The sequence below is a fragment of the uncultured Formosa sp. genome, assembly GCF_947500765.1.
GTDB lineage: Bacteria > Bacteroidota > Bacteroidia > Flavobacteriales > Flavobacteriaceae > Formosa.
Genome location: NZ_CANMTH010000002.1, coordinates 653,331 through 672,791, shown reverse-complemented (window position 1 = coordinate 672,791; position 19,461 = coordinate 653,331). Strand labels below are relative to the sequence as shown.

General features: G+C 35.3%; 19 protein-coding genes. 7 read left to right on the top strand and 12 right to left on the bottom strand.

Annotated elements, in window-relative coordinates:
* Positions 1-75: 75 nt before the first annotated feature.
* Entirely contained in the window at positions 76-963 is an 888-nt protein-coding gene (locus Q1B05_RS06075; protein WP_299778663.1) for a bestrophin family protein, read from the top strand.
* A 15-nt stretch (positions 964-978) separates the two neighbouring features.
* Here Q1B05_RS06075 and Q1B05_RS06070 read toward each other — a convergent pair whose 3' ends face one another.
* From Q1B05_RS06070 to Q1B05_RS06025, 10 genes are all read right to left on the bottom strand, one after another.
* The gene (locus Q1B05_RS06070) at positions 979-2,346 is read right to left on the bottom strand and encodes a BatD family protein (protein WP_299778662.1); all 1,368 of its coding nucleotides are present in this window, start codon (positions 2,344-2,346) and stop codon (positions 979-981) included.
* Positions 2,340-4,091, bottom strand: coding sequence for a VWA domain-containing protein (locus Q1B05_RS06065; protein ID WP_299778660.1), 1,752 nt, complete (start codon positions 4,089-4,091; stop codon positions 2,340-2,342). Before Q1B05_RS06065 ends, Q1B05_RS06070 begins: the two co-directional genes overlap by 7 nt.
* A 3-nt stretch (positions 4,092-4,094) precedes the next feature.
* Positions 4,095-5,087 (bottom strand): VWA domain-containing protein, encoded by a 993-nt coding sequence (locus Q1B05_RS06060; protein ID WP_299778658.1) that lies wholly within the window; start codon positions 5,085-5,087, stop codon positions 4,095-4,097.
* On the bottom strand, positions 5,077-5,595 hold the full coding sequence (locus tag Q1B05_RS06055) for a DUF4381 domain-containing protein (RefSeq protein ID WP_299778655.1): 519 nt from the start codon (positions 5,593-5,595) through the stop codon (positions 5,077-5,079). Before Q1B05_RS06055 ends, Q1B05_RS06060 begins: the two co-directional genes overlap by 11 nt.
* A 3-nt stretch (positions 5,596-5,598) precedes the next feature.
* Positions 5,599-6,534, bottom strand: a complete 936-nt coding sequence (locus Q1B05_RS06050) for a DUF58 domain-containing protein (RefSeq protein ID WP_299778653.1) — start codon at positions 6,532-6,534, stop codon at positions 5,599-5,601.
* A gap of 21 nt (positions 6,535-6,555) precedes the next feature.
* A complete protein-coding gene (locus Q1B05_RS06045; protein ID WP_299778651.1) occupies positions 6,556-7,530 on the bottom strand; it encodes a MoxR family ATPase in 975 nt (324 codons plus the stop codon).
* Positions 7,531-7,661: 131 nt separating this feature from the next.
* On the bottom strand, positions 7,662-9,197 hold the full coding sequence (locus Q1B05_RS06040; RefSeq protein ID WP_299778649.1) for an arylsulfatase: 1,536 nt from the start codon (positions 9,195-9,197) through the stop codon (positions 7,662-7,664).
* A 189-nt stretch (positions 9,198-9,386) separates the two neighbouring features.
* Positions 9,387-10,424, bottom strand: coding sequence for an HAD family hydrolase (locus Q1B05_RS06035; protein ID WP_299778647.1), 1,038 nt, complete (start codon positions 10,422-10,424; stop codon positions 9,387-9,389).
* Positions 10,425-10,563: 139 nt separating this feature from the next.
* Positions 10,564-12,078 carry an arylsulfatase gene (locus tag Q1B05_RS06030; protein WP_299778645.1) on the bottom strand — a complete coding sequence of 505 codons (1,515 nt, stop codon included), beginning with the start codon at positions 12,076-12,078 and terminating at the stop codon, positions 10,564-10,566.
* A 173-nt stretch (positions 12,079-12,251) separates the two neighbouring features.
* A complete protein-coding gene (locus Q1B05_RS06025) occupies positions 12,252-13,112 on the bottom strand; it encodes a hypothetical protein (protein WP_299778643.1) in 861 nt (286 codons plus the stop codon).
* 385 nt (positions 13,113-13,497) lie between these two features.
* Between Q1B05_RS06025 and Q1B05_RS06020 the strand changes: the two genes are divergently transcribed.
* Positions 13,498-13,755, top strand: a complete 258-nt coding sequence (locus tag Q1B05_RS06020) for a helix-turn-helix domain-containing protein (protein ID WP_299778641.1) — start codon at positions 13,498-13,500, stop codon at positions 13,753-13,755.
* A gap of 153 nt (positions 13,756-13,908) precedes the next feature.
* On the opposite strand, the gene Q1B05_RS06015 is transcribed toward Q1B05_RS06020, so the two are convergent.
* Both Q1B05_RS06015 and Q1B05_RS06010 read right to left on the bottom strand, forming a co-directional pair.
* Positions 13,909-14,550 carry a DUF6266 family protein gene (locus tag Q1B05_RS06015; RefSeq protein WP_299778639.1) on the bottom strand — a complete coding sequence of 214 codons (642 nt, stop codon included), beginning with the start codon at positions 14,548-14,550 and terminating at the stop codon, positions 13,909-13,911.
* A gap of 601 nt (positions 14,551-15,151) precedes the next feature.
* Positions 15,152-15,667 carry an adenine phosphoribosyltransferase gene (locus tag Q1B05_RS06010; protein WP_299778636.1) on the bottom strand — a complete coding sequence of 172 codons (516 nt, stop codon included), beginning with the start codon at positions 15,665-15,667 and terminating at the stop codon, positions 15,152-15,154.
* Between the two features lie 103 nt (positions 15,668-15,770).
* Between Q1B05_RS06010 and Q1B05_RS06005 the strand changes: the two genes are divergently transcribed.
* The 5 genes from Q1B05_RS06005 to Q1B05_RS05985 all read left to right on the top strand — a co-directional run bounded on the left by Q1B05_RS06005 (position 15,771) and on the right by Q1B05_RS05985 (position 19,373).
* The gene (locus Q1B05_RS06005; protein WP_299778634.1) at positions 15,771-16,448 is read left to right on the top strand and encodes a YiiX/YebB-like N1pC/P60 family cysteine hydrolase; all 678 of its coding nucleotides are present in this window, start codon (positions 15,771-15,773) and stop codon (positions 16,446-16,448) included.
* Between the two features lie 50 nt (positions 16,449-16,498).
* On the top strand, positions 16,499-17,341 hold the full coding sequence (locus Q1B05_RS06000) for a VOC family protein (RefSeq protein WP_299778632.1): 843 nt from the start codon (positions 16,499-16,501) through the stop codon (positions 17,339-17,341).
* Between the two features lie 157 nt (positions 17,342-17,498).
* Entirely contained in the window at positions 17,499-18,155 is a 657-nt protein-coding gene (deoC, locus tag Q1B05_RS05995; protein WP_299778630.1) for a deoxyribose-phosphate aldolase, read from the top strand.
* Positions 18,156-18,200: 45 nt separating this feature from the next.
* Positions 18,201-18,896, top strand: coding sequence for a purine-nucleoside phosphorylase (deoD, locus tag Q1B05_RS05990; protein WP_299778628.1), 696 nt, complete (start codon positions 18,201-18,203; stop codon positions 18,894-18,896).
* 348 nt (positions 18,897-19,244) lie between these two features.
* Complete coding sequence (locus Q1B05_RS05985; RefSeq protein ID WP_299778626.1) at positions 19,245-19,373, top strand: hypothetical protein; 129 nt, start codon at positions 19,245-19,247, stop codon at positions 19,371-19,373.
* The last annotated feature ends 88 nt before the right edge of the window (positions 19,374-19,461 follow it).

Sequence of the window (19,461 nt, the reverse complement as noted above, 5' to 3'; positions counted from 1 at the left end):
TAGTTTAAGGTGAAATAATATTAAACTCGTTCAAAACTGTTTCAATAATTTAAGATATCCTATTATATTTGAAACATGAGAATATACAACCCAAAAGAATGGTTTAAAGCCGTATTTTTTATTCATAAATCAGATACGCTTAGAAATTTATATCCCTATTTATTATTTATTGCTGCATTTTCTGGAGGTGTAGCCTACTTAGAACTCGAATATCTAAACCTATCGGCCAAAAGTTGGGTAAAAAACATCACCATTGTACACAACTTATTAGGTTTTGCTTTATCACTATTATTAGTTTTCAGAACCAATACCGCATACGACAGATGGTGGGAAGCTAGAAAACAATGGGGTGCATTAACAAATGTGAGTCGAAATTTAGCAATAAAACTCAATGCTCTTTTAGAGGATGACGATGTTGCTATCCGTCATTTTTATAGAAAAGCCATCCCTATGTATTCACAGAGTTTATTCGCTTTTTTAAGATCTGATTACACAACCTTTATGTTAGATGAAAATGAACATCCTGAATTAGGAGATGCCTTTAGCACAAAAAAACATGGTCCAAACCAAGTGGCTGCACTAATATTTAAGAAAACAAATTCACTCTACAAAGAAAACAAAATTTCTGGCGAACAACTGTTAATGGTTAATAATGAATTAGAAGGATTAACCAATATTTGTGGCGCATGCGAACGCATTAAAAACACGCCTATTCCGCATTCTTACAGCACATTTATTAAGAAGTTTATTGCTCTTTACGTCGCAACACTCCCTATAGGTTATGTGTTTTCTTTAGGCTATTTTGTCGTGCTTGCTGTACCTTTTATATTATACGTATTGGCTTCATTAGAATTAATTGCTGAGGCTATTGAAGATCCTTTTGGAAATGATTACGATGATTTACCCATTGAAAAAATGGCAGAAAACATGAAGAAACATACCCATGAAATTTTACACCCATAAACTTAAAACAATATTTTAAAAACGTTTCTCCGAAGATGTCGGATTCAGCCATCGCGTCGTGACATCTCGTTTTTCAGTTTCGGCTTTTAAAAGATCTTCACGTTTTAAATAACGGTCTCTAGCCTGTTTTAATTCAGATTTAAACACCCTACTATTCAAACTAGATGTAGAATGACTTATCGCTTTTTCTTCTAAATTTTTATATTCTTTTTGTAACGTTTCATTACCATAAATAGTAATAAAGGCTTGCATACTTGGAATATCTGGATTTAATTTTAGCAACCAAATTTTAAACTGATTTAGACTTTTATAATAATCAGAACCGCCTATAACATGTTCTAGATTCTTAAACGCATAGTGTTCTGAATCATGGTACTTTTTATACCCTTTAAGTCCTTTTCTAAATAACCAAGGCAACAATTTATAGAGTACATACAGAACGAGTATTCCAAGTATTAAATACTGAACAAATATTTTTACTGTTAATCCTAAAATTAAAAACGGTTGCTCCTCATCTGGAACCACACCAGCCTCTGCTTCAAGTTGTTTTTTAATACCCGCTAACATACTTAAGTCCGGGTTGGCTTCTACATGAATGGTAAGTGAATCTATAACTTTCTTATAGAATTTACGCGTGTTATAATTCCAATATACAAACTCTATGCTTGGTAACGTAACATCACCTTCCTTTTCAAATAAATAATTAGCACCGTCTGTACGATTAGCCGATACATATGTTTTGGTTTTATTCGTGTTTACAGCAGGTCGTTTAGGATAAATACTTACACCAGATATACTGTCCCATACTACAGCAGGTATAAACTCGCCTAAAGTACCAGAAGCCGTTCTATAAATAGAGCGTTGCAACACATCTCCAACCTTAACTTTTTTGGTACTTATATTCCATTTTTCATTCACATTAAGTGTACTTGATACTAACCAATTATTAGGATTATAACCTGGCGGAACACCTTTTACAGTAATGGGTTTTGGTTTGGTATGAACAATATGTTTTACACCTTGATAACCACCTGGTTTCGGAGACTCTACATGAATAGATAACTCTGGAATTGTAATTACACCTTCCTGAGTTGGAAATATATTATATATAAAATCGACTCCTGAAAATTGTTTTCCACTAAAAGTTCTGGTATTAGAAACCGATCTAAAATAAACCGTTAACGCACCTTCTACTTGAATATTCCCTACATCTATTCCCGAAGTAAACCAAGTATTAGAATACACAGAAACCGTCATTTGAACAGGCTGACCAATATAAGCGTCGTTGTGATTAATAGAGACATAACTAATTAATTGCTGCCCATAACCAAAGTTAATCCCCAACATAAACAACACCGCTATTATTTTAAATTTTGCTACCATGTTGTTTGTGTTTTTTCAACCTCTACCTGATTATTCTTCACTTGATATTTAAACTTTCTGGTTAAAAACAAAGCAGGATCGTCGTCTACTTTACGCATTAAAATATTCTTTGGAATAGCACCTTTTCCTGATTTAAAATCGTCTGGCAGCTCATCTAACTCTTTCCCTTTTCGTTTCCCTGTGTCAACCGTTTCTTCTAAACGTTCCTTTTCCATATCTTTTTTGGTTGCTTTCTGTCCGCCACCACTAAGATCTTCTGGAGATTTATTTTGTTTATTTTCAGCATTTTGTTTTTCCTCACCTACTTTACTTTCTTCTGCCGACACCTCATCTACTCCAGCCAATACTTCATTTATATTTTGAAGATTCTTACTCGCCTGTTCCATACTTGGATCATTTTTAACCAGCGTTGTAAATATCTCTTGGGCCTTTTCTAGATTCCCTAACTTGGCATAAGTTAGCCCTAAATTATAGTATCCGTTTGGAGTCGAATCCTTTTCAAAGGCCGCTCTCGCTTTTGTATAATCGCCACCTTTATAATAGGCAACACCTTGTCGAAGCGGATCTTCAAAGCCTTCCGCAGCAGCAATATAATCCTTGTCATCATATAGCGTTTGTGCTTGGTAGGCTTTGGTATACCATAAATCTTTAAACTGAAAAGTATTCAATTCGTCTTTATGTGTTTCGTCTTCAGAAGCTCCACAAGACGACAAACTAACCAATAACACGATGGTTAACAAACTCCATCCTTTTCTAAAACTGAACAGAAATAAAACCATCAGCGGAATAATGAACCAACGCCCTTGATCTTCCCAATTTTCATCTTCATTCTTAGGTTTTTCTTCAAATATTAAATGATCACTAACAGATTCTGCAAATAAGGTAACATCACTCTTATCTAGGGTTACATCCATAACCTTTACGTTCTCAAGACCTCTTAACGCATTTAAATTATCGGTTTGTAAAGCTGAATTTATAGTCTCCCCTTTAACTTTTAAATCTACTTTATGATTTCTAAAAGACGGTACATGCCCGCCGCCTTCCGTGGCAAACGGATACACATTAAGCGTGACATTATTTTCTTGAACAAAGGCACTTACTGTTGGTATATCTAACCCTTCCAAATCATCGGTAATTAAAAGAATTTGTCCTGGCGCTTTATTGTCTGTAAATAAACCTTGAAACTTATCAAACAACATGGTAAACCCCGTACCATTAGAAGGCATCATATGCGGTTGCAAACCATCTAAATTATCCTGAATAATCTTATAATCTGTAGTAAACGGCACAACGGTATGCGAAGACGCCGAAAACACTATAAGCGCTGTTTCTGCTCTTGGATTCGCTTTTAAAAGATCGTTTATTTTAAACTTAGCACGCTCCAATCGGTTCGGAGAGACATCTGTAGCTAACATACTTTGCGATAAATCCAGTGCAATAACCAATTTTGAAGCCACCTTTTTCGCTGGTGCTTTTTCTTCACTCCAAGTTGGCCCCAAAAATGCTATAAACCCAATACTAAACACTACCAATAAAGACACATGTATTAATCGGGATTTCCAAGTGGTGCCTTTCTGAATCACGTAAGGCTGTAAATGTTTAGCGATGTGTTTTTTCCAACGGTTACTTTCGCCATAAAATAAAATACCCAAAAGGATAATAATTCCCACAGGGATGGCTAACCAAAGATATTCGGCACGTAAAAAATGAAATTTATCCCAATCTATGTTTTTCAAAACCTCCATAGATTAGTGTCTTTTAAAGCGTTTCACAATGAGTATTACATTATTTATAGCGACCGCTAAAATCCCCAATGCTAATGCTATTCCTAAAGGCATATAATACAACAAGGTTTTAGGCGTGTAACTTTCTTCTTCGTATTCAATAGGCTCAAGCGTATCTAATTCCTTATAGATCTCTTGAAGTGTCTCTGCATCTTTAGCTCTAAAATAGTTACCGCCAGTCATTTCAGAAATCTCTTGTAGGGTACGCTCATCTAAATCTGAACCTAGAACGTTTGGATCTCCAATACCAATGGTATAAATTACGGTAGAATCTTTCTTTGCTAAATTTGCTGCATCTAATGGCAAGATTTCCATACCACTATCTACGCCATCTGTTAAAATAAGCATCACTTTATGCGGAATGGTATCTCGCTGAAACAAGTCCATGCCTTTAACAATGGCCTTTCCTATATTGGTCATTTGTCCAGCCATACCGACATCGGCTTCATCCAACATCGTACTAACTGTTTTTAGGTCGGAAGTAAAAGGTGCTTGCACATAAGCATTAGAACCAAAAAATAATAACCCCATTCGATCACTTTTACGTTCCTGAACAAAATCTTTCATAATGTCTTTAACAGCTTCCCAACGTGAAGCACGTTTACCATCTATAGCCCAATCGGTATTGGCCATACTAAAAGAAATATCGGCAGCGATTAAAAAATTACGTGATGTTTTAATCTTTTTTTCAGGTTTCCCTACCAATTCTGGCGATGCCAATGCAACGATTAGCAACAACCAAATACTGTACATTACAATCCAAGTAAACCAGTTTCTTTTTTTTATATAAGATGCCTTTTTAGCTTTTTGTCCAGACACTTCAACAGCACGATTAAAATAAGGGAAACGCAAGGCACTACTTTTATTTTTGATAGCAGGCAGCAACCAATAAACCAGTAGCGGCAAAGGCAGCAATAAAATAACAAACGGATATGCGAACTGAAAATTATCTGGCATGATGCTGTATCCAATGGATGCTTTTGTTAGTAAATTGATCTTTATTAAAAGATGCTGTACCGTTTAATTCGTGCTTATAAACTGCATCTAAAATAAATGCCTCATCTGTTTTAAAATCTGTGGTTGGGTCTTTAGAGTCTAAAAACGTAATCCATTCGCTTCCATATAAACCCGCAACATTTTGTCGGCTAAAAGATTGTATAGCCGTCTCCTTTAATACAAATAAAACAGCGTTTATAAGCGCTACAGGAGATAGTTCTGTTTGTTTTTTCAGTTTTTGAAGCTCTGTAACTGCATCTCTTAAATACTGTTTTTTTTTATAATTCATATAGCTTTTATACACTACAAAAGCGATAAGCACCACCAATAAAAAACCTATAATTTTCCACCCAATAGTTCCAAAAGTAAAAGCTACCGGACTGGGTTCTATAATAGCTCCTAAGTCTAAGGTTGTGGTTTCTGTTGGATCTTGAAACCAAAACAACGTATGTCCTTCTAAATACGGCATGGTTTATTTTGGTATATATTGTGTAAACACATTAACTAATTGTTCTTCTAGCGGATCTACAGTATTTATTTTAAAAAGCGTAATGTTATATTTATCAATTTCTTGTTTAAAGCCATCGTAATTTGTTTTAAAATCTGTCTTTAAATCTTTTACAACCTGTACTTTATTTTTAGCAATACTAATTTGTTTCTCACTATTGGTCAAGGTCATTTTTTCTGAAGGTAGTTCTTCTTCCATCGGATCGAAAACTTTTACAAGAACTACATCATTATGTTGAGATAATACACTTAAATACTGAATCATCTCATTATTATATCTATGAAAATCACTAATTATAATTACTAAATAATCATGGGTAATAATATTGTTCAGCTTGGCAATCATGCTTTTTAGCGATTCAGCAAAATCGAAATCTGTTCTATTGTAAATATCCTGATTGGCATCTACAATTTTTTGAAAAAACTGAAGCATATTGCGCTGATCCCGTTTAGGAGTCAACAAATCGTAAGTCTCGTCTTTCATCACCAACCCACCAATACGATCGCCTCCTTTTAATATTTTATATGCTGCAATAGCTGCTAATTCGCCTGCAACAACCGCTTTTGTTTTATGTACAGAACCAAATCCCATGGTTGGGGTTTGATCTACAAAAATAAAGGCAGGTTTTTCTTTTTCTTCGGTAAACACTTTAGTATGTGTTACACCTGTTTTAGCTGTTACTTTCCAATCTATATTCCTAGTATCATCGCCTATAACATAAGGTCTAGCTTCTTCAAAATCGAGTCCTCTTCCGCGTAAGCGCGATGCATATCGTCCTGACAATACACTGTTAGATTTTTGTTGCCCCACATTAAAATTAAGCACGGTGTTTAACCACTCGTATTGTAATAAATGCTCGAGTGTTAAAAATACGGTATTATCTTTAGCTTGTGATTTCATAGAGAATCGTTTTAAAATATGTTAAGCCACTACAGCAACAACTTCTAAAATTTTATCAATAACTTGATTGGTGGTAATACCTTCTGCTCTGGCTTTATAACTTAACGAGATACGGTGTCTTAGTACATCTTTTATTACAGCTTGAATATTATCTGGCGACACAAAATCTTTGCCATTCATCCAAGCATTTACACGACTACAACGATCTAAAGCAATAGTACCTCTCGGACTTGCTCCAAAGTCTATCCACCCAGCAAGGGCTTCATCAAAACGTTCTGGGTATCGTGTTGCCGAAATTAAACTCACCATATATTTCTCTAGTGCTTCGGTAACTTTAATGACATTAATTTCATTTCTAGCATCAAAAATATGTTGTTGAGAAATGGTTTCAGGCTTCACTTTGGCTGCTTTTGCGGAAACACTTTGTTCTTTTTTATTTAAGCGAAGAATACCTAATTCTGATGCATCATCTGGATAATCGATAACCACATGCATAATAAATCGGTCCATTTGAGCTTCGGGTAACGGATACGTTCCTTCTTGCTCTATTGGGTTCTGAGTAGCCATAACCATAAACAAATCTTCCATTTTATAGGTGCTTCCTGCTACGGTAACCTGACGCTCTTCCATGGCTTCCAACAGCGCAGATTGCACTTTTGCTGGCGCACGGTTAATCTCATCGGCTAAAATAAGATTACTAAAAATAGGACCTTTTTGGAAACTAAATTTTTCTGCTTCGTCGGGCTGATAAATCTCTGTCCCTGTAATATCTGTAGGTAATAAATCTGGTGTAAATTGTATGCGGCTTAAATCGCAATCTAAATGTGTTGCCAATGTTTTTATGGCTCTAGTTTTCGCCAATCCCGGTAAGCCTTCAAGAAGCATATTACCATCGGCCAATAGCACTAAAATTAAACGATCTATAAGTTCTTGTTGTCCGATGATAGATTCGGACATGGCTGATTTCAGCTTAATTACAGCTTCAAATGGCGTCATAATAAGTTGGTTTAAAAAAATATATTGAAATAGATACTCTTAAAATGTATAGCATAATAGATATGCTTACAATTTAGTAAAGCAAGAAAACCCTCGTATTGAATGGTTTTCTTGCTTTTACAAATTATTGCTTATTGTTTTCCTGCAGAGGTTAACGCCTCCATTGTATCACCTAAGTTAAAACTTGCCGCTTTCATACGTGGTGGATATTCCTTAAACGTTGAAATAAAATTACCTACATATTCTGAGGCTGGTAGTAATAAATACACATGATCTAAATACCAATCCCAATAGGTGTTAGATGTTGTGGTTGCAAATTCATAAGGATCTCTACGTAAATTGTATAACCAAGGAATTCGTGTCGTAACCATAGGTTTAGACCAAGTATCTAAAGTTCCTTGTGCTTCTTGATGCATAAAGGTTACTTTCCAATCGTTAAAACGAAGTGCCATTAATTCCCCATCATCCGAGAAATAAAACAATTCTTGACGCGGACCTTTCTCTACTTCTCCTGTTAAATATGGTAAAAAGTTATACCCATCTAAATGTACTTTATACGTTTTACCGTTAGCAGTATACCCCTTTAATAATTTATCTTTTATCTTAGAGTCTCCTGCAATGGCAACATAAGTAGGCATCCAGTCCATTCCTGACATAATCTCGTTAGAAATTGATCCTGCTTTAATATGGCCTGGCCAACGTACCATTGCTGGTGTTCTCCAACCTCCTTCCCAGTTGGTATTTTTTTCCCCTCTAAAAGGATTTACACCTGCATCTGGCCATGTATTTTTGTGCGGACCATTATCTGTCCCGTATTGAATAATGGTGTTATCAGCAATGCCTAGTTCATCAATAACTTTTAAGAATTTACCTATATGCATATCATGCTCTACCATACCATCTCCGTATTCATTTTGTCCAGAGATACCACGATGTTCGTCTTTTACATGCGTTCTAAAGTGCATTCTTGTTCCGTTCCACCATACAAAAAATGGTTTCCCAGAAGCTACAGATTTTTTAATAAATGCAATAGCTGCATCCGATGACTCATCATCAATCGTTTCCATTCTCTTTTTGGTTAATGGTCCTGTATCTTCTACTTTGCCATCGGCCGTAGAATGAATAACTCCACGAGGCCCGTATTTTTTAGCAAAATTTGGATATAGTTTCGGGTCTGGATAATCTGGTAATTCTGGTTCTTCTTCAGCATTTAAGTGATATAAGTTTCCGAAAAATTCATCAAAACCATGATTGGTTGGTAACATTTCGTCGCGATCTCCTAAATGGTTTTTCCCGAATTGTCCTGTAGTATACCCTAAAGGTTTTAGCAATTCTGCAATAGTAGGATCTTTCTCAGAGATCCCTTCTGCTGCTCCTGGCATTCCGACCTTACTAAGACCTGTACGTAATACACTCTGTCCTAAAATAAAAGACGAACGTCCTGCTGTACAACTTTGCTCAGAATAATAATCTGTAAAAATCATACCTTCATCGGCAATACGATCAATATTTGGGGTTTGGTACCCTACTAGTCCCATGGTATAGGCACTAATATTAGATTGTCCGATATCGTCTCCCCAAAGGACTAAAATATTGGGCTTTTTCTGCGCGAATGTTACAGTACAAACAGCAAACAGTAGTACTGTAATTAATTTGGTTTTTTTCATAAAATATTGGTGTTGGTTATTAAGTTTTATTGATTTAAATGCACTTTTAAAATAGAAAGAAATAAACACATCTTCCCTAAAAACGCTTAAAATTAGCGAATTACCTTAAATATATGATAATAAAAACAAACACACAATGCGTTATTCATATTTATTTAACTCTAATTTAATCATTTAACAAAGTAGCATTTATTCAAAATCGAATATCTTTATAAAATCATTTTTCATATCAACTACCATCCAATTTTTCTCTTTAGCTTCAACTAAAGCCGTTTCTAAATGACCACTAAGTGTTTTCAAGTCGTATTCGAACTCACGCTCTCCATCTGTATGGTGTAAAATAACACACATAGATTTGTATTTAGAGCTAGAAGTATATTGCATCATGGCTTGATCGCCATCACTATTTCCACCACAGAAAACAGGTTTCTTACCAATAAAACGGTGAATTGCTTGTGGTTTTCCTGCTTTATCATCTACATAAATAGATCCAGGTATTTTAGTTATTGTTGGTTTTCCATCAATAACCTCATATCTAGTTTCTCCATAACTTCCAATCACTTGGTAGGGCGGAATATTGTAAGCCTCTTCTGCATATGCACGCATAAAATCTGCGCCTCCACCACTTACAATGAAGTTTTTAAAATCGTGAGCTTTTAAATAATCCAACAATTGTAACATAGGTAAATACACAACCTCGTTATAAGGTTTGTTATATTTTTTACTCATTGTTGTGTCTATCCATTTTTTTACAGAAGCTTCAAAATCGTCTTCTGTTTGTAATGTGTGTGTTTTATCTATAATAGTCATCAAGCCTGTCATACCTGCCTTTTTTAAAGGGCCATAATTTCCTTTTACAACAGCACTAATCATGGTATCTTTTTGCCATTCTGGATAATTTGGATATTCTTTTTTTAAATAATCAAACATGTATGCAGCCTGATTTGGCACGGGTTGTTCTGGCCACAAGGTACCGTCGTTATCAAATACAGCTATACGATCTTCTACAGGAATAAAATCTGAAGATCCTTTTGCAGTTACAGCGGTTACCCAATCTTTAATACGTTTTTTAGGAGTGTCTGCCCATGCACTTAAGGCATCGGTTTGCACAACTTCTGTAACTGGCGTTTCAGGTATTGTTGCGCCTTCTACTTTGGTTTGTTCTTTACAACTTGTAAGTACACATAAAGTAGAAATAATTAGTAATGTAGGATATGTAATTTTCATAATAGTGGTTTAAAAAAATATTGATCTTTTAAATACATCTAAAAATGAACAACTTAAGACATTTCCAGATTCATTTCAGGTAAAAAAAAACTGATACAATTTTAACATTGCATCAGCTTTAATATCCTTATAAATTAAATTAATTTCGTGTTGGTGTCTGCAACGTTTGTATCACTTTATCGATACTTAAAGAACTACCTTTTCTTGGAGGGAATTCTTTAAACGTTCCTAAGAAGTTACCAACATAATTTTGTGCTGGTACCATCATCCACATTTGGTCTGCATAATTTCTTATGTATAACGCAGCATCCATAGATACTTCAAACGGGTCGTTTCTTAAGTTTAAGATAAGTGGCCAACTTGGCGATTTTCTATACGCTTCGTTAATTGAACCTTCCATGATAGAGAAGTGTAATTTCCAATCGTCGTAACGTAATGCATTTAAGTTTCCTGCTGCATCAAAATAAAAGATCTCATGTCTTAAACCTTCTCCTTTTTTAAGTTCACCTGTTAATAATGGTAATTGGTTGTAACCATCTAAGTGTGCTTTAAATGTTTTTCCTGCAAAAGATTTACCTTTTAATAATTCTTCTTTCACATTAGGATTTCCAGCTGCCGCTAATAGAGTAGGCATCCAGTCTTCTTGAGAAAAGATATCGTTAATAACCGTTCCTGGGGCAATATGACCTGGCCATTTTACCATAGCTGGTACTCTAAATCCACCTTCCCAAGTTGTTCCTTTTTCTCCTCTAAATGGAATTGTTCCACCGTCAGGGAATGTAAACTTCTCAGCACCGTTATCTGTAGAGAATACAACAATGGTGTTGTCTTCAATACCTAATTCGTCTAATTTATCTAATACACGACCTACACCATCGTCTAATTCCATCATAGCATCAGCATATAAACCGTAACCAGATTTGTGTAAGTATTTATCAGACAAGTGAGTCCATACGTGAGTACGAGTAGAATTTACCCAAGCAAAAAATGGTTTTTTAGCTTTAGCATTTTTCTCGATAAATTTTAAAGCTGCATCTATAAATTCGCTATCTGCAGTTTCCATTCTCTTAGACGTTAATGGTCCTGTATCTTCTACTTTACCATCGGCAGTAGATTTAAGCACACCTCTTGGTCCGTATTTCTTCTTGAATTCAGGATCTTTTGGATAGAATTCTGTTTCTGGCTCTTCTTCTGCATTTAAGTGATAAAGGTTTCCAAAAAACTCATCAAAACCATGGTTAGTAGGTAAGTGCTTGTCTTGATCTCCTAAGTGGTTTTTACCAAATTGTCCACTTGTGTATCCTAGTGGCTTTAATAGCTCAGCAATCGTAGGATCGGCAGCATTAATACCATGTTCAGAACCTGGCATACCAATAGTTAATAATCCTGTTCTAAATGGGTGTTGTCCTAAAATAAAAGACGCACGTCCTGCTGTACAAGATTGTTGTGCATAATGATCGGTGAATAGCGCACCTTCATTTGCAATACGGTCTATGTTAGGCGTGGTTCCCCCCATCATACCATTATGGTATGCACTAATGTTCCACATTCCTACATCGTCTCCCCAAAACACCACAATATTGGGCTTTTTCTGAGCGAATGCTGCTGTGGCTAAGCCGACAAGCAACAATGTAAAAAATTTGTTTTTTTTCATAAAAAATTGGTTACTAAATTAATATTTAAGATTAAATATTTTAAAAAATCACACTTTTAACAAAGATGATTAGTTGTCTTTATCTGGGCAAAAATAGTAGTTTTAACGTTATATTATGATGGACAAATCCTGGACACCCACAGGACAAAACATGGACAAAAACTATTATTTACTTAAAATGTTGTAATGTATACATCTAATTGCTCATTAGGTTTTAAACCTAGTTTCTTTTTTAATCGGTATCTTTTCTTAGCCAAACCTTCTTTAGAAATATTCATTATACTACACACCTCAGAGGTATGCATTTGTATTTTTAAGTAGGCGCAATATTTTAATTCTCCTTTAGTTAAGTTAGGGTGAGTAGCCGATAGCGTTTCAAAAAAATCATAATGAATTTCTTTAAACAGCTTCTTAAATACCCGCCAATTATCGTGAGTAGAGAAATGATTTTTAATTTCGCTGGTTAGTGATTTTATATCCTTAGACCGTAAATGATTAACATCTTGTCGCTCTATAGCATCTAATTTTAATAATACATTTTGAAGAAGCTCTTCTTTTTTCTGCTCTTGTAACGCAATAGAAAACAACTCTTTTTCTTTTTGTTGTTTTTGTAGCTCTAACAGTTTAATTTGTTCTTTAGCACTCATTAAATCTGTTACATCCATGCCCATTCCCATAAAAAACACTCTGTTTTCTACGGAAAGATGATAGCCTTCAAACACATATGGAATTTCATAACCTGATTTAGTTAAAATATTAGCATACACGTTTTTAACACTTCCAGTTTCTAATATAACACTAAAACGCTCTTTAATATAAGGAACCGTTTGCGCCTTAAAAAACGATAGCAAATTAGTATTTAATAATTCATCATGACTACGCTCGGTTACCGTTTGGTGTTTATTATTCCAACGTCTTAAATAGGCTTCTGTCCCGATCACTTCATATAAATAGAATATACCTGGTAGGCAATCGACTAAGTTCTGATTGAAAATAGAATCTAAGGCTAAAATATTATCGGTAGACTGTAACATAATATGTATTTAATGTGGCACTTTTTAACTTTAAGGATGTAAAAGATAAAACTTTAGACTGATATGACATCTAAAAATCTCTTCAATTTTTTTTAACATAACCAAACCATTTACTGCTTTAAACCTTAGTACTCTATTAGCAGATATAATTTATTAAAATGCACCTTAATATTTTATAAATACACATAAAGGCCACCTTACCTAAAAAACATACAACAAAGCACCATTACCACTCACCACTACCACACAACACACTAACAAACAGACGCATACGTAAATATACGTATTTTTACATTAAGTCTCGGTTTGCATTCACAAATTCACTAAATTAGTTGTAAAGCACTAAAATACAAACCATTACAAACAACATAAACAGCAACAAAAGATGACTAAAATTACACCTAACATCCCGCAATCTCAAATAGAAAACATACACCTAGACCCCTATTTATTTAAAAATGAAGAATGGCTAACCACAGATCAAGCCATAGCACATTTAAACATTAGCAGGAGTACATTATACCGCCTTCGCAAACAACATCGTGTTCCTAGCTTAAAATTAGGAGGCAGTCCCATATTTCCAAAACACTATTTAAATAAAGTACTTTTACTTAGAGCCGAACGCAATTTAAAATTAGAGTAAAACGAAAGCTTACACTTTTAAACACTTAAATAAACACGTCTAATTATGGACACACACCAATACCATTACCCAAGCAAAGCGCGCATTAACCTATAACATGATATTACACCTTAACACGCGCTTTAGTACAAGCAAATTTTTAAGCTTCTTCTTTTACAACAACGTAACCACACCTAAATACGTGCTTATAGCTGCTAAGCTAGCACCTGGCTTATTAAAAGATGCCCACACCTCAACATCAGCCCCTTGCATAAATTCTGGCAAGGTTACACTTCCCGTAGTCGCATCTCGAGTAGCTACAGACAAATTAGAATAAAAGGTAAACATGACTGGAGAAAAAGCTACAACCATTAACTCGTCTAACGCCGAGGCATTACCCTGCCCACTATTATCTGCCCAAGTAAAATTTAAAGCCTGATCTGCACCAGCTACTACCGTACCATTGTCTAAACCACGTAAATCGCCCTTGCTTATAAGCACCTTAGTGTAGTCTATAACAAACCCTGACGGACTATTTACAACAGCCTCTTTTAAATGATAAGAGGTTGCCAAATTAAAACGTGATTTAGATCCCTGCTTATTCCCAAAGTACATATTTATTACAGACAATATGGGTGTTAAAAATGCGATTACCTGTCTAAACTTCTCGCGCTGCTCTTCCTGTTTAGTCGTTGGCGTATAATTACCCCGTTGCGGTAAACTACGCATTACATCTTTGCCGCGCCACCGCGACCCTACAACATTGCCTACTTTGCCAGAAAATCCGCCAAGTATGCCTTTTTCAAATGTAGCCATAATAATAAAGTTTTATTGATTAATAGACCACCAAAATACACTCTATTTAACTGCATAACAAACAGTTAACACAAACTGATTGAAGAAGATTTATAACGAACGATAAAGATTTATATTGCTAATACTTGACACACAGTGACACAAATTGACAGGTTTAGACCTCCCCTGATCTTGCATGAGTTACCATGACACAAAATCCGTGTTTTTTAGGGGTTTGGTTCGAGTCTCGTTCGGGTCTTGTTCGGTAGAGGCTCGGGTGCGTATTCTTAAAATGGGACTGTATTGGGACGAAGTAATAGTTTGATTTTTGGAGTGAAAGATGATTGGTAAGAGGTAAAAAATGAAATGGTGATTAGCCTATTTTTTCAAAATATTAATTGAAATGAAAATCGTTTTACAGGCCTAAATACCCCTCCGGCCTAAGAATACTTTTCGTAACATGTACAAAAAAAACTAACGTAACGTTTTGGGCTGTTTCAGCATGGTAATTGTAGTGCAATAAAACAATTACATCATCAAAAGGAAGATGGAACAAATAATTTTAAAGATAAACTTTTAGATCAGTCATTATTCCACCATCCACCTCTTACCAAGCAAAAAACTAATACGTTAGTACCGAACTCACCGTATGTGGTTCTAAACGTTCCTTACCATTTAAAAAGCCTAATTGCATAATAAAATTACATTGTACAATAACACCACCTAAACGTTCTACCAGTTTACAAACGGCTTCTGCAGTACCACCAGTAGCTAAAACATCGTCGTGAATTAACACACGGTCTCCCGGTTTAATAGCGTCTTTATGCATTTCTAAAATATCGCTACCATACTCTAAGGCATAGGTTTCCGAAATAGTCTCGTGAGGTAATTTTCCGGGTTTTCTTACTGGTATAAATCCAGCATCTAAGGCTTGCGCAATTAACAATCCGAAGAAAAACCCTCTAGCTTCCATGCCTACCACTTTATCTATAGGTTGGTCGCCCACCAGTGTTAATAATTGGTGCAAACACACCTTGGTCGCTTCAGGGTTATTTAATAGGGGCGTTAAGTCTTTAAAAACAATTCCTGGTTTAGGAAAATCGTTTATATCTCGAATAAAAGGTTCTATAGCATTCATCTTACGAAGATAAAAAAAGCATATAAATTTATACCCCGAACACACAACAGTTTTATATAAATGTAATTTCTACATACCTTTGTAAATCACCAATCCGCTTCGTATGAAAAGGCTTTTTACAACACTTACTTTCGTAACATTAACTTTAGTACTATACACTTGCAATTCTACTCCGGAATTTAAATTGCAGGAAGGCGATATAGTGTTTCAAGATGCAGACTGCGGACCATTTTGTGACGCCATAGAAGCGGTAACACAAGGTGTAAACGGTTATAATTTCTCTCATGTTGGCTTAGTCATGAAAGATAAAAATGGAGATTTAAAAGTAATGGAAGCGGTTTCTAAAGGCGTACTTTTAACTCCTTTAAATGATTTTTTAAGCAGAAGTCTAGACTCCCTACATCAACCTAAAGTTATTGTAGGGAGGCTAAAACCAGAATATACACACTTAATTCCCGATGCCGTCGCTTTTATTAACTCTAAAATGAATGCAAAATACGATTCTTATTTCGATATTAATAATGATCGTTATTATTGCTCTGAATTGATTCACTTGGCATTTAAAGCAGCGAATAACAATCTGCCCGTTTTTAAAGTGTACCCTATGACTTTTATTGCGCCAGATACTAAAAAAACATATGCCATTTGGGAGACCTATTTTAGCGATTTAAATTATAGCATTCCCGAAGGACAACCGGGTTTAAATCCGGGAGGCATGTCGCGCTCGCCTTATTTAAACATTGTACACCATTACGGCACGCCAACCACATCTAAGCACTAACATAATTTTAGATATATTAGCCTACATAACACAACCTCATCTTTTTAATTATGCAATCAGAAATTGTACCTTACCTGTGGTTTAATCAAAACGCTAAAGCCGCGGCAACATATTATAGTACTGTTTTTAATAATTCTGAAATACTTTCTGAACAGAATAATCTTGTACACTTTAAAATTGATGGCAAGCGTTTTATAGGATGTAACGGCGGACCAAAACACACCATAAATAGTGCCGTTTCATTTTTTGTGTATTGTGGTTCTAACACAGAAATAGAACGTTTATATACTGTACTAAGCACCGGAGGCTCTGTTATTATGCCTTTAGGCACATACCCTTGGTGCAAAAAATACGCTTGGGTTAAAGACCAATTTGGTGTCTCGTGGCAACTAGATATAGATGCTATAAACGCGACACAAAACATAGTCCCCTCTTTGTTATTTACCGAAAATAATTTTACCAAACTCAAGGAAGCCTCTGCCTTCTACCGCTCTCTGTTTCCTAAATCCATATCGTTGATGGAATCGCCTTACGGAAACACAACTCCAAATGTCCCTGAAGACACCTTAGCCTTTACTCAGTTTAAACTAAACACTAATATCTTTAATATAATAAGTAGTAATCTTGAATATAATTTTAGTTTAAACAAAGGCATATCCTTTGTTATTTATTGCGATACACAAGCAGAAATAGACCACCTCTGGAATGCATTTACCACCCATGGCGGCAAGGCACAACAGTCTGGATGGATAACAGATCATTACGGGGTGTCTTGGCAAATTATCCCTACCGTTTTAAACCAATTGCTAGCAGATAGCAAACGTGCTCCAAAAATTACTGAAGCCCTATTAAAAATGACTAACATTGATATAACGACACTGCAAGAAGTGTAGTTTTAGCTATAAATTCGATTATTATTATTTATTCTTATAATTTCTTTCTATTTAGCAAAATAAAGTCGCGTTTTCAGCGATTTAATTATCAAAATAATTTTTATTGCCTTTCGTTCGTTGTATTTTTACTTGATTAATTTTTCAAATCATTGTAATTATGAATATCGCAAAGTATATAGATCATACCCTTTTAAAATCTTCGGCTACAGTAACCGACATTAACACGTTGTGCGAAGAAGCCATCAAATATAATTTCTATTCTGTTTGTGTGAACAGTTTCTATGTCCCTGTTGTAAAACCATTATTAGCGGGTACAGATGTTAAAGTGTGTACTACTATTGGATTTCCTTTAGGTGCCGTAACCACAGAAACTAAGGTTTTTGAAACCACTAAAGCAATCGAGCAAGGCGCACAAGAAATAGACATGGTGTTAAACGTGGGGATGCTAAGAAGCGGAGATTTTGAATACGTATACAACGACGTAAAAGCGGTAAAAGCATGTATGGGAGACGTTACTTTAAAAGTGATTTTAGAAATTAGCGAATTAACCGATGCCGAAATTATTAAAGCCAGTGAAATTTGCCTGAAAGCAAAAGCCGATTTTATAAAAACATCTACAGGGTTTTCTGCTAGCGGCGCAACTCTTGAAGCCGTAAAATTAATGAAAGAGACTGCCAACGGACAAGCAAAAGTAAAAGCCTCTGGAGGAATTAGAGATTTAGAAACTGCCTTAGCTTTTATTGAAGCCGGAGCAGACCGTATTGGAGCATCGGCAGGAGTTGCGATTGTTGAAGCCTACAACGCTAAAGCCTAACCTACACTACAGTTTTACTAATAATTCTACATTAAATTTTAAAGCATGAGTTTACATATTGAAGCCAAAAGAGGAGAAATTGCAGAAACTATATTACTACCAGGAGACCCGTTACGTGCCAAATGGATTGCCGAAACGTATTTAGAAGACCCCGTATGTTTTAACACCGTTAGAAATATGTTTGGATACACAGGAACATATAACGGAAAACGTATTTCTGTTATGGGAACAGGTATGGGAATCCCTAGTATTTCTATTTATAGTCGAGAGCTGATTAAAGACTATGGTGTTAAAAATTTAATTCGTGTAGGTACCGCAGGGTCTTACCAAGAACATGTAAAAATTCGAGATATTGTTATCGCCATGGCAGCATCATCTTCAGGGATTAACAAAACCCGTTTTAATGGTGCAGACTTTGCCCCTACAGCCAGTTTTGAACTGTTCCAAAAAGCAACAAAAAGCGCAGAGAATAAAAACGTACCAATTAAAGCAGGAAACGTATTGTCTAGCGACGAGTTTTATGCAGACGATTTCGACTCGTATAAACAATGGGCAAACTTTGGTGTGCTTTGTGTAGAAATGGAAGCCGCAGGCTTATACACTATAGCAGCAAAACATAACGTAAATGCACTATCTATTCTTACCATTTCCGACTCTTTAGTCACAGGTGAACGTACCACTGCCAAAGAACGTGAAACCACGTTTAAAGACATGATAGAAATTGCCTTAGAATTAGCATAACACACATAAAGCGCAGTGTAAAGTTATACTGCGCTTATATATCTTCTTCCCCATTCCTTTCTGAATTCCCAACAGAATGCACACTACACGCTCTCAATAATAAATGCATTTTATTACAGTTTTACCGCAAATTAAATTCACTGATTTGTTTTATTTTTAAGGGTACTATTTAACAGCCTTATTTACGGAATAAACTTATGTTTATTTTGGATATAAGGAGTTGGGTGCAATGTGAACCAACTAAGACGGATAAATGGTAGAAAATGAAATATTCTGTAGAACTCTGTGTGGAATTAAAGCTGTTCAGAGAATTGTTTAACTTTAAATCTTATTATTATGTCAGAAAAATTGGCAAAGTTTCAAGTAGAAGAACTTGAACAACGATTTGAAATGGGGTGGTTAGGTGCTGACCATGAGACCGAAATTTCAGTAGACTCAGACGGAAACGCTGAACTCACGCACAAAATGAAGTGGTAACCCATTTTTAGTAAGATTGTCCATAAAAGATTAATTATTTCTTCTTTCTTGGACAGTCTTTTATAAAAAAATTCAACGATAAAAATAA